Here is a 14,782-nt window from a genome sequence, read left to right on the forward strand (position 1 = left end):
TTTCTGCACTGTTCAATGCCAGCATTAAACTATTTATTTTTTTATAATCATCAGGTGTTTGCTGTATAGACAATTGGTGAGTTATTAATGTTTTTTCTTTTATCAATAAAGTTTTTTTCTGTTGGATTGATATAGTTTGATACTTAATACCGTCTTCCAGCTCAGTAATATGTCGCATTGCTTATTTACCTGTCGTTAAAAATTCATCGGTATTTGTATTAAGCTATTCTCTTTTAATAGTGAAAGCCCCTGCTCTGAGATAAAAATGATTTTATAGCCATTTTGCAGCACCGTTCCTTGCTGCAAACGAGTTCCATTAGCCAGTTGTACAAATTTTGCATGGTTATTCCCGCCATAGCTGGCAATCGCCGCAGGAAGAAGTTGGGTCGTTTGATCTGAGGCGGGGATATTCTGATATCTCACGGGTAATTCGTCAGATTGCGGCCCAGCTAATGTTGTCAGCATCTGTTTGAGTTGCTGCTGTTGCTCAGGTGATAGCACCCCACTAATAACAATGTCTTTAGGACTTTGTGTCATGCTCAGGTAACCTAATAATCCCAACGCTCTCAGGTGCTCAACTAATCGCGGAATTTGTCCATTATGGGAATTAACCACCGTCCAGCCTTTTAACCCGGCAACCGTTGCCAGTGTTTCCTGGACTTTTAACCATTGCCCTCCCATCTCAATTGCGCCATAAAGAATAACATTCCCTGCCGTTTTTCCGGTACGAACCTCAATATTCTGATAGCCATATTGATGTAATACATCACTAACACTGGCCGTCAGATGATCATCACAAACTAGCTTATCGCGAAAGATTATCTGATTTCGAACTAAGAAGTTTTGCAGCTGAATGACCGCTGACGATGACGTACAGTGCCCACTCAGCATGACACTGCCATCTGATAACCAACCTGCTTTTATTCCCTCTAAAGCTGGCTGTTTCAATTGCGTTGATAATTGAGTTGGAATATCGGGGGGAAGGTAAGAAAACAATCGGCTAGATTGCTGTGTAAACCAGAATATAAGCATAACAAACAGAAACAATAGTACAAATGTCACCACGGATAACCATAGCAATAAACGTGCTCCTGAGCGGCGAGGTATTTTTATCTCACTGAGAACATCCGTTTCCTCACCGAGGATCAATGCTAATCCAGCAGCTTCAATCACTTGGCGCAAAGGAATTGGAACCTGCAAATCGTGTCTGAAACCATTAACCCACACAGTCCCAGACACCTGTAGCATTATTTGATTTTCGCTTATTATCAAGGTCAGTACTTGTCCTTGAGATAATGGCAAGAGCACATCACACCCCTGCTCTCCCAGAGTAAATTCTCCCTCTGGTAAGCTCAATTCACGCCCATTCAGCTCGCCACTCAGCAAACGCAGTTTGAATCTGACCGCCATATTATCCCCCTGTGTTAACCGGTACGGCTTTGATTAGAAATAGCCGGACAACACTATGAGATTGTTTATTGGTACTGCGAAACAATCCGCCTAATAAAGGAATATCACCCAATAATGGAATTTTGTTTTGTGATTCAATTTGCTTATCTTGAATGAATCCACCCAAGAGTAAGCTTTGTCCAACACGCAACGTAGCTTGTGTCGAAATATCAGAGTTTTGTACTTCAGGTAACGGTTCATTGCTATTAGTCGATGCTTGCTGTTGACCATCTTGAATATTAAGATTAAGTAGGACCTCTTTTACGCCATCTGCATTAATAACTCTTGGTGTCACTCGCAATAATGAACCCGATGTTATTGACTCCAGTTTTGCCACCTTGTCACCTTGCAGCTTGGTATAGAACGTTACATTCTTATCTAATACTGCTTGAATATTATTTAAGGTAACAACAGAAGGACGGGATAAAACTCTGGCTCGAGAGTTCTGCTGCAATGCACTTAGGCGGACCATAAAGTTTCCAGTGTCACCAATGACAGTCGAGAATCCATCAGTGTTGTTTTTGGTCGAGCCACTATTAAATGAGATACCCGTGCCACCAATAGAGGTAGATGCCGACCAATCGATACCGAGTTGGCTGATATCCCCCGCATCAACATCAATAATAGTTACCGAAATTTCGATTTGAACAGGCCGCTGATCCAATTGTGTAATCAAACTACTATAAAGTGGCATATTAACTTGGCGATCACGGATAATAACAGCGTTTTGCCGGGGATCAGCAGAGAAAAGCGGCATACTGACAGGAGCTTCACCTTGTTCTTTGCCACCCGCTAAGGGCAAACTATTGCCAGCACTCATTTCGCGCAGCACACTAACCAAGCCAGGGAGTTTGACTAATTGATCGCGATATTGATAGCTAGAGTCAGCTGCAGAGGCATATTTAAGCTGGAATACTTTTACCGTTTCTTTATTTTGGCTCTGTTTACGAACTTGTGAAGATAGCATTTTGCTCAGTGTCGTTACCCGCTCAATGCATATAGGCACGCCAGTAACTTCAATTGTACCAAGACGAGAGATTGCCTTTACCGCGCAATTCTTACCCGCAGACACGTTACTACGCTGTAAATATTTGATTAAAGTGGTCGTTGATATTCCATCAGGCGATACAAACTCCTTTCTGATTGATTGTGTTTTGTAGAAGTAGAGTATCTCACCATCGTAGTACCACGTAATATTGTATAACCCTGCTAACTCTGTCAGTATTTGATCGGGTGTTTTATCCAAGATTTTCCCACTAAATTTTTCATTTATTTCAGGGCTAACGATGACAGAGACACCATAATTCGTCCCTAAGTCTTCTAATAAATTTGATACGGTCATACCACGGCTATAGATAAAGAAAGGCTCACCTTGCCACGGGATGGCTTGCCCATAGGCCAGTGGCATAGAAAGCAGTAAGATCAAGCCAGTAATTTCTTTCATGATATAACCTTACCAAGTTTTTTTTCATTCTCACTTAAGATATTTGATTTAGAAGAATTTATGGAGACAGTCATTGAATTAAAATGCTGAACAACAGCATAAATTTGCTCTAATTTTACTGAAAAATCATGACGCGTATTTTTTATATTATCTCTATCATCAATAGTATATCGGCACCAAAACCACCAATAACCATCTTTAAGCTGTAAAGCGAAATCTTGCGTATCATCAAGAGCCACCAGCATAAGCGTGATATAGCGGATAACTGAATCTGATATCATTTTTTTCTCTATAAAAAAAATCCCCACGCAAATAGAATGGTTATAATCTACAGCTCTGGCTGGAATCTCATTTAATGTAAAGCTCACAGTATTTTTATCTGAGAAATCAATATCTCTGACTAAAGACTGCATTTTCAATATTTCCAGCATTAGCGGTTACTCCTGAAATATCACATACCAATTATCCTTCGTAATTAAACATTCGTTATAGAGCAAAAACCTGATTTACTCTCTTTCTAGAATTAAATGAATCTAAAACGAGTAGTAATCAAATTAGTGTAATTCTTGATATCAAGTTTTGACTGTGGCGTACTGAAAAAAACAGTCAGGTGACTATTATGGAAAAATCATCATCACTCGTCACTCGATTGACACTATTACTGGGCATAGCTTTGATGGCTATTTGGCTAATTTCGACTGCAACGACAGCATTCTTTTCATATGAGAATACGCGCCAGAGATTAGTGAATGAATTAACACAAATGGCCTCCTTACGCGCAGATTTAAGTAACTATCAATTTGAAGGGGCGGAACGGGATGCAACTTCACTTATCAATAACCAGGCAAGCTATCAAGTTGGCTGGCGGCTTCCCATACTCTTCCAACATAATGATGCTAATAGCAATACTCTTATTAACTCAATAACCTGCAATACCCCTCAATCTAAGTACGACCTTCCGGTAACACAAGCTTACGGTACTGTTGGACAAACCTATTACCTTGATAGTTTTACAATTAATAGAGAAGAGGGAATTACAATCTTCAAGCCGCGAGAAGTATCCTATGATTATTTGCAGCAGCGGCGGAAAGAATTGCTATTACTCCCAATATTCCCAACCCACGATAATGTCTTTTGGGGTATGCCAACTTATACGCCACAAAATGGCTGGCATGTCTCAGTTGCGACATGCAATAAAGCGGGTGCATTAGCAGGATTTTCATTAAAACTGAATGAATTAGTCTCAGACAATCAACCGATAGGGCGGCGAGATATTAATTTATGGTTAGATCAATATGGTGAGTTGCTGCCGATCTCTAAAAAAAATATACCGTCAAATCAGTTATATGAAATTCTTGAACAGCTAAAAAATAGTAAGTTACATGATGGTTGGCAACAAACACCTGATTATCTGGTATTGCGGACTCAGCTAAAAGGTCCGGGCTGGCAACAATTAGTTATTTATCCGCGAGTAGGTTTTGCCTGGGAAGCAGCAAAGCCCGCCTTGCATCAACTCCCATTTGCGCTGGCTATTTTGCTGTTGCTTACCCTCATACTCTTCTTATTACTACGATATTACCTGGCCATTCCTTTACGCAACTTCGTCAATATTATTGGGGCTACCGGCCCACAAGCTATGGAGCCACGTTTACCCATTAAGCGTATGGACGAATTAGGGCATATTGCATGTGCTTACAACAAGTTACTGGATAAATTAAATGAGCAGTACGACACATTAGAAATGAAAGTAAAAGAACGCACACTGGCACTGGCAAAATCAAAACAAGCCGCAGAACAGGCCAATCATCGTAAGAGTGAGCACCTGACAACCATAAGCCATGAAATCCGCACTCCACTCAATGGGGCTTTGGGAGCAATTGAACTATTACAAAATACGCCTCTGACATCAGCGCAAAATCGTTTAGCAGAAACCGCTCGCCAGTGTTCACACTCTTTATTGGCAATCATCAATAATCTTTTGGATTTCTCTCGTATTGAATCAGGCCAATTAGAATTGGCCCAAGAGAAAGCTGCATTATTGCCTTTATTGGATCAGGCAATGTTAGCTATTCACAGCCAAGCCTTGAGTAAACCTATTACTCTTGCGACCTACGTCAGTCCAGAGGTTCCGCTGAAACTGATACTGGATGGCCAGCGGCTCAAACAGATTTTGATTAATTTATTGGGTAATGCCGTTAAATTTACCCAGCAGGGTCATATTCATCTCAATGTTGAACGTGAAGACAATCAACTCTGCTTTACCGTGGAAGATACCGGCTGCGGTATTGATTTAGAGCATCAACGCAAGATATTCCGCCCCTTTGTCCAAACCTGTGACCATGGGCAAGGAACCGGTTTAGGGCTCACTATCGCAGATAATCTGGCAAGAATGATGGGAGGGCATATAACACTGCACAGCCAACCTAACTGTGGTAGTCGTTTCGTATTAATCCTACCCTATAGTGGAATAGTGGCAACGGTACCTTTTCAGGGTGAATGTTATGCACCACTCCCCTTACATCTCCAATTATCTGCCTGGGGAATTACCTGCCTACCAGAGAGTGATCAATCGTTAAGCATGCAACAGGTACTCCTGGCTGATAACGAATTAAACTATCTGCCTGGCCGTTTATATACCAAAGTCAAAAAATACCTGGACCTTAAAAATCAGCCAGTATTGCATCAACAAGAGATAAAACACTGCTTACCGCTACAGCCATGGCAGATGACTATCTTATTGGTCGACGATGCAGAAACTAATCGTGACATTGTTGGCATGATGCTACGGGAATTAGGTCATCAGGTCACATTGGCAGAAAGTGGCGAAGTCGCATTGAGTATTGGTCAGACTCAGCGTTTCGATCTGGTGCTGATGGATATACGCATGCCGGGGATGGATGGACTGACAACGACTCGATATTGGCGCGATGATGTGGCTAATAGCGATAATTGCTGCATGATAACGGCGCTGAGCGCAAATGCTAATCCAGACGAAAAAATAAAAGCTTATCAGGCGGGGATGAATCATTATCTCTCGAAACCCGTCACTTTCTGTCAGTTGGCTGAAATATTGGATCTGGCGGCACAATTTCAGCTCGAACGTGGGATTAATATCACCCCGCAGATGTCCATGCCTAAACCATTATTAGATATGGCTGATACTTCACTCCGCCTTAAATTGTTACAATCACTGCACTTGTTACTGCAACAAGCTAGAGACTCTCTAGAGAGTATTCCCACATTATTAGACCACCTCCACACACTAAAAGGCTGTGCCGGCCAAGCCGGACTCATCGAATTACAAGACGCTACTATTCAACTGGAAATAGCGATAGAAGCTCAGGAAACCATTACACAACAAGATATCACTCGCCTCGACGAGATAATCCATAGGCTGTTTCAGCCCTGGAGTCTTCCCGACTCCATTTAAATCATCAGGTAAAGGAATAACTTTATGAATACTAGATTATTGATTGTCGACGATCATGAGCTAATTATTAATGGGATTAAAAATATGCTCATGACTTACCCTCGTTATCAAATTGTTGGTCAGGCGGAAAATGGGCTGGATGTTTATAACTTATGCCGTCAGACCGAGCCAGACATTGTCATCATTGATTTGGGTCTACCGGGGATGGATGGTCTGGATGTGATTATTCAGCTTCTTCGCCGCTGGCCAACCATGAAGATACTGGCATTAACTGCTCGTCATGAAGAGCACTATGCCAGCAGAACATTAAACAATGGTGCTCTCGGTTATGTGCTAAAGAAAAGCCCACAGCAGATTCTGATGGCCGCAATTCAAACGGTATCCGCAGGCAAGCGCTATATTGACCCAGCACTCAATAGTGATCTGATGAATAAACTGGCCCAAGGTACTGATGCTCATCAACCCGTATTAACGCCGCGGGAGCGCCAAGTTTTAAAACTGATCACTGAGGGCTCTTGTAACCGTATTATTGCTGACCAGCTGTCCATCAGCCAAAAAACGGTTGAAACCCATCGTCTTAATATGATGAAAAAACTGGATGTACACAAAGTTGCCGAGCTGATTCACTGGTCATATCGCCTAGGCTTAAATTAACAATGTCAGCCAATCACCTTCGCACTTATTCTTTATGACACTTAAAAATAAATACCCCCTGTTAGTATTACGCCAACAGGGGGTTTTGGTGGATAGATAAGTTAACGACTAGTTTTCAACTGGTGTCTGTTTCGGTGCAAACAGCGCTTTCTCATAAGCCTTAGCTTTTTTATGATCGAATTGATGTTCCCACTTGGCAATAACCAACACCGCTAATGCATTTCCCACCACATTGAGTGCAGTACGCGCCATATCCAAAATACGGTCTACACCCGCAATAAAGGCTAAACCCTCTAGCGGAATCCCCACACTGCCTAATGTTGCCAACAAGACAACAAAAGAGACGCCCGGAACACCGGCAATACCTTTAGACGTGACCATTAAAGTCAGGACCAGAATAATCTCTTGCCCGATGGACAGTTCAATACCGTATAGCTGGGCAATAAATATGGCTGCGATACTTTGATATAGCGTGGAGCCATCAAGATTAAATGAATAGCCTGTCGGAACAACAAAACTGGTAATGGATTTAGGCGCGCCGTAGGCCTCCATCTTTTCAATGATTCGTGGTAATACTGTTTCAGAGCTAGCCGTAGAATAGGCCAGAATAAGCTCATCTTTGAGAATTCGAATCAATGTCCAAATTCGCAATTTACACAATCTTGCTACTGTGCCCATAACCACTAAGGCAAAGAAAATAATCGCGGCGTACACCAGAATAACCAACTTGGCGAGCGGGATAAGAGATGCAAAACCAAAATTGGCGACAGTCACCGAGATCAAGCCAAACACCCCGATAGGCGCATAACGCATAATCATGTGTGTAACTTTGAACATGCTTTCAGAGACGGCTTTAAACACATTCAACAGTGGTTCTTTGGTTTCTTTTGGCAATGAAGACAGCCCTAAACCAAACAACACTGAGAAGAAAATAATCGGCAACATGTCGCCTTTCGCCATTGAGGCAAAGACGTTGGCAGGAATCAACGACAAGATGGTGCTCACCAAACTGTGGCTACCACTTTGTACTTGTTCGGTGGTTTTTTCATACTGAGAGATATCGACGACAGTCAGTGCCGACATATCAATGCCGTGTCCTGGCTGGAATACATTCGCCAAGGTGATCCCGACGATAATGGCGACTGTGGTGATAACTTCAAAATAGATGATGGTTTTCAAGCCAATTCGGCCCAATTTCTTAGCATCACCAACACCCGCAATACCGACGATCAAAGTTGAAATAACAATCGGCACAACAATCATTTTAATTAAGCGGATAAAGATATCACCCGCCGGACTTAAAATATTACTCACTAACCATTCTCTTGATTCAATGTGGTTATGTAAAACCGCACCAACCAAAATACCAAGTACCAGCGCAATGAGAATTTGCCAGGCCAGACCTATTTTTACACTTTTCATACCCTAAAAATTCCTCAAAGCATTCCATAAAATGCAAGTTACCAAGCATCTCAAATAGAATACTTAATCATTAAATACGGGGCTATAGTTGATAAAACTTATGGTCCAGCCTCCCGCCAGCCGTCCACGTTTTAAATCAGTATCACTTCCAGGCACTGTTCTGCAACCCTTGTTTACACTCAGCCTACATAACCGCAATGGACAATATCAGCCCCCAAAAACCGTTAATCCGCAGTAAACATTTGTTATTAAAACAGTAAAATATATCCGTAACAAATAGAATTCGAAGTGAAAAGTATAGAAAATGAGCTAAATTAAATTGCCGTATAAATTTTTATTATGTTTTATTTTTTGATGCATTATGTATTCATTCTGTTAATTCAAACTGTCACAATTCTCCTCTTATTTTGGATATTCTGCAACCAAAGCCTATTTTTTAGAAAAAAAATCAGACCACAGATTAAAAAAGTAAAAAAATTAAAATGCATATTTATGCGATTAGCATTTTTTATTTTAATATGAATATTTCAAGTTGGAATATATACACATTTTTAATTACCGTGAGATATTAAAATAATACGCTCACTACAGTTGTAAATTGATATATTATTTTTTGGTTAACAACTTATATTGAATTGCATTAATCACCTAAAGTTAATACTTTTCATTACTAAGGCCTACCAATATCCCCTTTTCACACGGAAAATGAGCTGATGAGCACATTTCTTTCCTTTATTGCATAACCACATCGCGTCTCTCCTATCATTAAGATATCGATTCACCACGCAACGCATTAAGTAAGTCACTAAATCAACATCTTTTATGCGTGATCTGTCGCCCAAAAAAGAAACAAAACGGCCTCTCACACTATAATTAACTTTTGATTGACATATTATTAACAATCTCAAGGAGAACTATTATGAGCCAAATACATAAACACCCTATTCCAGCTGCAATTGCAGAGCATGCCCTGATCAACCCAGAACAATATAATCAATACTATCAACAATCTGTGCAGAACCCAGATGAGTTTTGGGGTGAACATGGCAAGATTATTGATTGGATTAAACCGTATAAAACAGTGAAAAATACCTCTTTTGACCCCGGCCATGTCAGTATTCGCTGGTTTGAAGATGGCACACTGAATCTGGCGGCCAACTGCCTTGACCGCCACCTAGCAGAACGTGGTGATCAAACCGCGATTATCTGGGAAGGCGATGACCCAAACCAATCCAAAACTGTCACCTATAAACAGCTTCATCATGATGTATGTCAGTTTGCCAACGTCCTGAAAAAGCTCGGTATCAAGAAAGGTGATGTTGTTGCTATTTATATGCCAATGGTGCCAGAAGCGGCCGTTGCCATGCTGGCGTGTGCACGTATTGGTGCTGTTCATTCTGTGATTTTCGGTGGGTTCTCACCCGATGCAGTAGCTGGCCGTATTATCGACTCTAACTCAAAATTGGTGATTACTGCCGATGAAGGCATTCGTGCTGGTCGTGCAATTCCACTGAAAAAAAATGTCGATGAAGCCCTGAAAAACCCAGCGATTACCAGTATCAAGAATGTCGTCGTATTCCAACGTACCGGCAATGCCAGTTATTGGAAAGATGGACGGGACTTGTGGTGGCATGACCTGACTAAAGAAGCTTCAGCTGATTGTCCTCCAGAAGAAATGAATGCAGAAGACCCGCTATTCATCCTTTATACCTCCGGCTCTACCGGTAAACCCAAAGGGGTATTGCATACCACCGGCGGTTATCTGGTGTATGCCGCACTGACCTTTAAATACGTTTTTGATTACCACCCAGGTGATATTTACTGGTGTACCGCCGATGTTGGCTGGGTTACCGGACACAGCTATCTGCTGTATGGCCCACTGGCTTGCGGTGCGATTACGCTGATGTTTGAAGGTGTGCCCAACTATCCGGGCGTCAATCGTTTGGGTCAGGTTATTGATAAACATCAGGTCAATATTCTGTATACCGCGCCGACGGCTATCCGCGCGTTAATGGCCGAAGGTGATAAAGCCATCGAAGGAACCAAACGCACTTCGCTGCGCATCATGGGATCAGTCGGTGAGCCAATCAACCCGGAAGCATGGGAATGGTATTACAACAAAATCGGCAACAGTAAGTGCCCAATTGTTGATACTTGGTGGCAGACGGAAACCGGTGGTTTCATGATTACCCCACTGCCTGGAGCCACCGAGCTGAAAGCGGGTTCCGCCACGCGCCCATTCTTTGGTGTTCAACCTGCGTTAGTTGATAACTTGGGTAACCCGCAAGAAGGTGCGGCGGAAGGTAATCTGGTCATAACCGACTCGTGGCCGGGTCAGGCCAGAACACTGTTTGGTGATCATGACCGCTTTGAGCAAACCTACTTCTCTACCTTTAAAGGGATGTATTTCAGTGGTGATGGCGCGCGCCGTGATGAAGATGGCTACTACTGGATAACCGGTCGAGTTGATGATGTGTTGAACGTTTCAGGGCACCGTTTAGGGACGGCTGAAATTGAATCTGCATTAGTCGCACACCCGAAAATTGCAGAAGCTGCGGTAGTTGGGGTGCCTCACAATATTAAAGGGCAGGCAATCTATGCCTATATCACCCTGAATCATGGTGAAGAGCCAACACCAGAGTTGTATACCGAAGTGCGTAATTGGGTACGTAAAGAAATCGGCCCAATCGCGACACCAGATATTCTGCACTGGACTGATTCACTGCCAAAAACGCGTTCGGGCAAAATTATGCGCCGGATCCTGCGCAAAATCGCCGCTGGCGATACCAGCAACTTAGGGGATACCTCAACACTCGCCGATCCGGGTGTCGTAGACAAATTACTGGAAGAAAAACAATCAATGCAAGCACCGTCGTAAATTGTGCCGCCTGCAGGCGGCAACCTTAATTAATGCCTCAAAGGAGAGACTCTGATGAATGACAGCATTTATCAAGAGATTGAAAATAACCCGCGCTTCAAAGAGCTGGTGCAAAAGCGTAGTCGCTTTGCCTGGCTACTGTCGCTAATTACCCTCGCGTTATATGTCGGTTTCATTTTCCTTATTGCTTTCGAACCACAATGGCTCGGCACCCCGCTCTATGCAGGGTCCAGCATTACTCGCGGTATTCCCGTCGGTGTGGGGCTGATTGTTATTTCTTTTGTTCTTACCGGTATTTACGTTATTCGTGCTAATGGCGAGTTTGACCGTCTGACGGCAGAAATTCTTCGTGAGGTGAAGCAATGAAGACTCGCCATTGGTCCGTACTCTCCTTATTGGCTCTGCCTGCGCTGTCACAGGCAGATGCAATTACCGGCGAAGTTCATCGCCAGCCGCTCAATATTCAGGCGATCGTTATGTTCGTTTTGTTTGTTGGCGCAACATTATATATTACCTATTGGGCATCAAAACGTACCCGCTCCCGACAAGACTATTATACTGCTGGCGGGCGTATTACAGGCTTCCAAAATGGTTTGGCGATCGCCGGTGACTTTATGTCTGCGGCATCATTCCTCGGTATTTCCGCATTGGTCTATACCTCCGGTTACGATGGCTTGATTTACTCCATCGGATTCCTTATCGGGTGGCCAATCATTCTATTCTTAATCGCCGAACGCTTGCGTAACCTGGGCCGCTATACTTTTGCCGATGTGGCATCTTACCGGTTGAAACAAAGACCTATCCGTACCTTATCAGCCTGTGGCTCATTAGTGGTTGTGGCCCTGTATCTGATCGCACAAATGGTCGGTGCTGGTAAATTAATCCAGTTATTATTCGGTCTGAACTATCACGTCGCCGTGGTATTAGTTGGTATCCTGATGGTGCTCTACGTGTTGTTTGGCGGTATGTTGGCCACTACATGGGTACAAATAATCAAGGCGGTATTGCTGCTGGCCGGTGCATCCTTTATGGCCATCATGGTCATGAAGTCGGTTAACTTCAACTTCAACACACTATTTAGCGAAGCCGTCAAAGTTCATCCTAAAGGCCTGTCTATCATGAGCCCTGGGGGATTGGTATCAGACCCCATATCCGCACTGTCTCTTGGTCTGGCATTGATGTTTGGTACTGCCGGTTTGCCACATATTCTGATGCGATTCTTCACCGTGAGTGATGCTAAAGAAGCGCGAAAAAGTGTGTTCTATGCCACAGGCTTTATCGGTTACTTCTACATATTGACCTTTATTATTGGATTTGGCGCGATCCTGTTGGTTGGCCCGAACCCTGCCTTTAAAGATGCGGCTGGCGCGTTACTCGGCGGCAACAATATGGCGGCAGTCCATCTGGCTGATGCAGTAGGGGGAAGCTTCTTCCTTGGTTTTATCTCAGCAGTGGCCTTTGCAACTATCCTCGCCGTCGTCGCAGGCCTGACATTGGCCGGTGCATCCGCGGTTTCTCATGACCTTTATGCCAGTGTGATTAAGAAGGGCAAAGCTCATGAGCGCGATGAACTGAGAGTCTCTAAAATTACAGTTATCGTGTTAGGATTCGTTGCTATTGGCTTAGGTATTCTGTTTGAAAAACAAAATATTGCCTTCATGGTAGGTTTGGCATTCTCCATTGCTGCCAGCTGTAACTTCCCCATCATTTTCATCTCGATGTATTGGTCAAAACTGACCACTCGTGGAGCAATGATTGGTGGCTGGCTGGGACTATTAACCGCCGTTATCCTGATGATTCTGGGCCCAACCATCTGGGTTACTATATTAGGACATGCAAAACCCATCTATCCGTACGAATACCCTGCATTGTTCTCAATGATAGTGGCCTTCGTCGGGATATGGTTCTTCTCCATTACTGATAACTCAGAAGAAGGCCAGCAAGAACGCTTACGCTTCAAAGCACAGTTTGTTCGTTCACAAACCGGCTTGGGCATTTCTCAAAGCAGTTCTCACTAATCGCATACGCTCTATCAAAGGCCCCTTGGGGCCTTTTTTTATGGTTTTAACCAGTGATCTAACCACGGGAAAACCACCGCTTGCTGCTCTTGATAAAAAACATGCCCCAATGCAGGCCAATTGCGTGTCACCAAGCGGGACTCGGCATTCTGCGAACGCCAAATGGCATGCACTTTGTTATATGCCTGTTCTACCGCATCCGACGGAAATAACTTATCTTTGCCACCATTAAAAAGCAGCATCGGTTTTGGTGCTGCTAAGCTGGCGATATCAGGAAAATCCAACTTATTGGCAATGCCGGGATGGAGCATATAAAAAGCGGATTGCCCGCGGAGCACATTATTGCCCGGAGTCATCAAACCTTGATAGTTACCAAACCACGAGATAGCCGCGGTTGCTGCCACCTTGTCTGACAGTGCGGCCAATTGCCAGGCGCGATATGCCCCCATAGAAAAGCCCAGAACACCAATGCGCTTCTGGTCAACTGATGGCAGTGTTGCTAGGAAATCAACAGTTCGCATATCCTCATAAGCCATAGTGCCAGCTAACGAACGGCCCAAATTAAAGAAATTACTGGCCAAAGCTTGCTGCTGCTCATAGCTCATCGGCCCTCTATCACCCCAGCCAATAGCATCTATGGATAGCACCACATAACCACGCTTTGCTAATTCATCGCCGATAAACTTGCCGCTGAAGAATTTTTCCGACCATGCCTGTGCCGAGGCAAGCTGCGCGCTATCTCCCCATGGGCGAATCATTTTCTCTTTGCCAATATCAAATTTGGAGCCATGGTCATGCAATAAAACAATCGCGGGATGAGGTCCTTTGGTTTTAGGTGTTAATAACAACCCCTGCACCCGACTTTCATCAGTGATATTCAAGGCTATTTTTTCTGCAACATAGCTTCCGCGATCTTGCTGATCCAAGTTTTCTGCAGAGAATGCAATTGTTGAGTCGGGAGTGAGTAATGCCTGCCTGAGGATTTTTCTGGTGTCACTCTTCCACAGCGCGAAATCAGTATATTTTCCAGCCAACCATGAGCTTTGGTAAGTCATTTGCTGCTTAAGTTGCGGATAAAATACCGGTAGGTTGTTTTCAGTAATAGCTTCTTTTTGATATGTCACTGAACTTGCCTGGACTGCTGTGCAGCTAAGCATTGCAACCAATACTGCTGTATATGCAAATCGACCAGCGTTCATTTAAACCTCATAATCAAAACATCGTTTCAATTTAAGAGTCATGATTTTAAGGGAATAACGTTTTTTTTCTGTGGCTGAGATTATAAAAATGGCAGAAAGATTTAATACGATAACAAAGTCTATTTGACCAGATGCAATTCATCTTTCGTTAAATTTACCACCAAATTACAGACATAAAAAAAGCCCTCTGCGCAGCAGAAGGCTTTCTCTGGTATCCCAAATCCCACATAGCAAAAACCCCACGCTTTTGGCATGGGGTCTCGGCTTGATTTGATGTCTGGCAGTGTA

General features: G+C 43.3%; 11 protein-coding genes. 5 read left to right on the forward strand and 6 right to left on the reverse strand.

Annotated elements, in window-relative coordinates:
• The 4 genes from FTA96_RS13955 to FTA96_RS13970 form a co-directional block, all read right to left on the reverse strand.
• The coding region (locus tag FTA96_RS13955; protein ID WP_145574089.1) for an EscE/YscE/SsaE family type III secretion system needle protein co-chaperone at positions 1 to 178 on the reverse strand (178 nt) is incomplete at its 3' end.
• A gap of 17 nt (positions 179 to 195) precedes the next feature.
• Entirely contained in the window at positions 196 to 1,410 is a 1,215-nt protein-coding gene (sctD, locus tag FTA96_RS13960) for a type III secretion system inner membrane ring subunit SctD (protein WP_050136387.1), read from the reverse strand.
• 1 nt (position 1,411) lies between these two features.
• A complete protein-coding gene (locus tag FTA96_RS13965; protein ID WP_050110568.1) occupies positions 1,412 to 2,893 on the reverse strand; it encodes an EscC/YscC/HrcC family type III secretion system outer membrane ring protein in 1,482 nt (493 codons plus the stop codon).
• Positions 2,890 to 3,324, reverse strand: coding sequence for a hypothetical protein (locus FTA96_RS13970; protein WP_050110569.1), 435 nt, complete (start codon positions 3,322 to 3,324; stop codon positions 2,890 to 2,892). The genes FTA96_RS13965 and FTA96_RS13970 overlap by 4 nt, the downstream gene beginning before the upstream one ends.
• A gap of 188 nt (positions 3,325 to 3,512) precedes the next feature.
• Here FTA96_RS13970 and FTA96_RS13975 point away from each other — a divergent pair, with 188 nt between their 5' ends.
• Entirely contained in the window at positions 3,513 to 6,323 is a 2,811-nt protein-coding gene (locus FTA96_RS13975; RefSeq protein WP_145574090.1) for a two component system sensor kinase, read from the forward strand.
• A gap of 24 nt (positions 6,324 to 6,347) precedes the next feature.
• The gene (locus tag FTA96_RS13980) at positions 6,348 to 6,977 is read left to right on the forward strand and encodes a two component system response regulator (protein WP_050110571.1); all 630 of its coding nucleotides are present in this window, start codon (positions 6,348 to 6,350) and stop codon (positions 6,975 to 6,977) included.
• A gap of 108 nt (positions 6,978 to 7,085) precedes the next feature.
• On the opposite strand, the gene gltP is transcribed toward FTA96_RS13980, so the two are convergent.
• Positions 7,086 to 8,399: a glutamate/aspartate:proton symporter GltP gene (gene gltP, locus FTA96_RS13985; RefSeq protein ID WP_050110572.1), complete on the reverse strand. Its 1,314-nt coding sequence runs from the start codon at positions 8,397 to 8,399 to the stop codon at positions 7,086 to 7,088.
• A gap of 919 nt (positions 8,400 to 9,318) precedes the next feature.
• Between gltP and acs the strand changes: the two genes are divergently transcribed.
• The 3 genes from acs to actP are packed head-to-tail and all read left to right on the forward strand — an operon-like array spanning position 9,319 to position 13,295.
• Positions 9,319 to 11,277, forward strand: coding sequence for an acetate--CoA ligase (gene acs, locus FTA96_RS13990; protein WP_050110574.1), 1,959 nt, complete (start codon positions 9,319 to 9,321; stop codon positions 11,275 to 11,277).
• Positions 11,278 to 11,331: 54 nt separating this feature from the next.
• Positions 11,332 to 11,643 (forward strand): DUF485 domain-containing protein, encoded by a 312-nt coding sequence (locus FTA96_RS13995; RefSeq protein ID WP_050110575.1) that lies wholly within the window; start codon positions 11,332 to 11,334, stop codon positions 11,641 to 11,643.
• Positions 11,640 to 13,295, forward strand: a complete 1,656-nt coding sequence (actP, locus tag FTA96_RS14000) for a cation/acetate symporter ActP (protein ID WP_050110576.1) — start codon at positions 11,640 to 11,642, stop codon at positions 13,293 to 13,295. The genes FTA96_RS13995 and actP overlap by 4 nt, the downstream gene beginning before the upstream one ends.
• A 38-nt stretch (positions 13,296 to 13,333) precedes the next feature.
• On the opposite strand, the gene FTA96_RS14005 is transcribed toward actP, so the two are convergent.
• Complete coding sequence (locus FTA96_RS14005; protein WP_145574092.1) at positions 13,334 to 14,494, reverse strand: dienelactone hydrolase family protein; 1,161 nt, start codon at positions 14,492 to 14,494, stop codon at positions 13,334 to 13,336.
• Positions 14,495 to 14,782: the final 288 nt, after the last annotated feature.

Source organism: Yersinia alsatica (assembly GCF_902170305.1).
GTDB lineage: Bacteria > Pseudomonadota > Gammaproteobacteria > Enterobacterales > Enterobacteriaceae > Yersinia > Yersinia alsatica.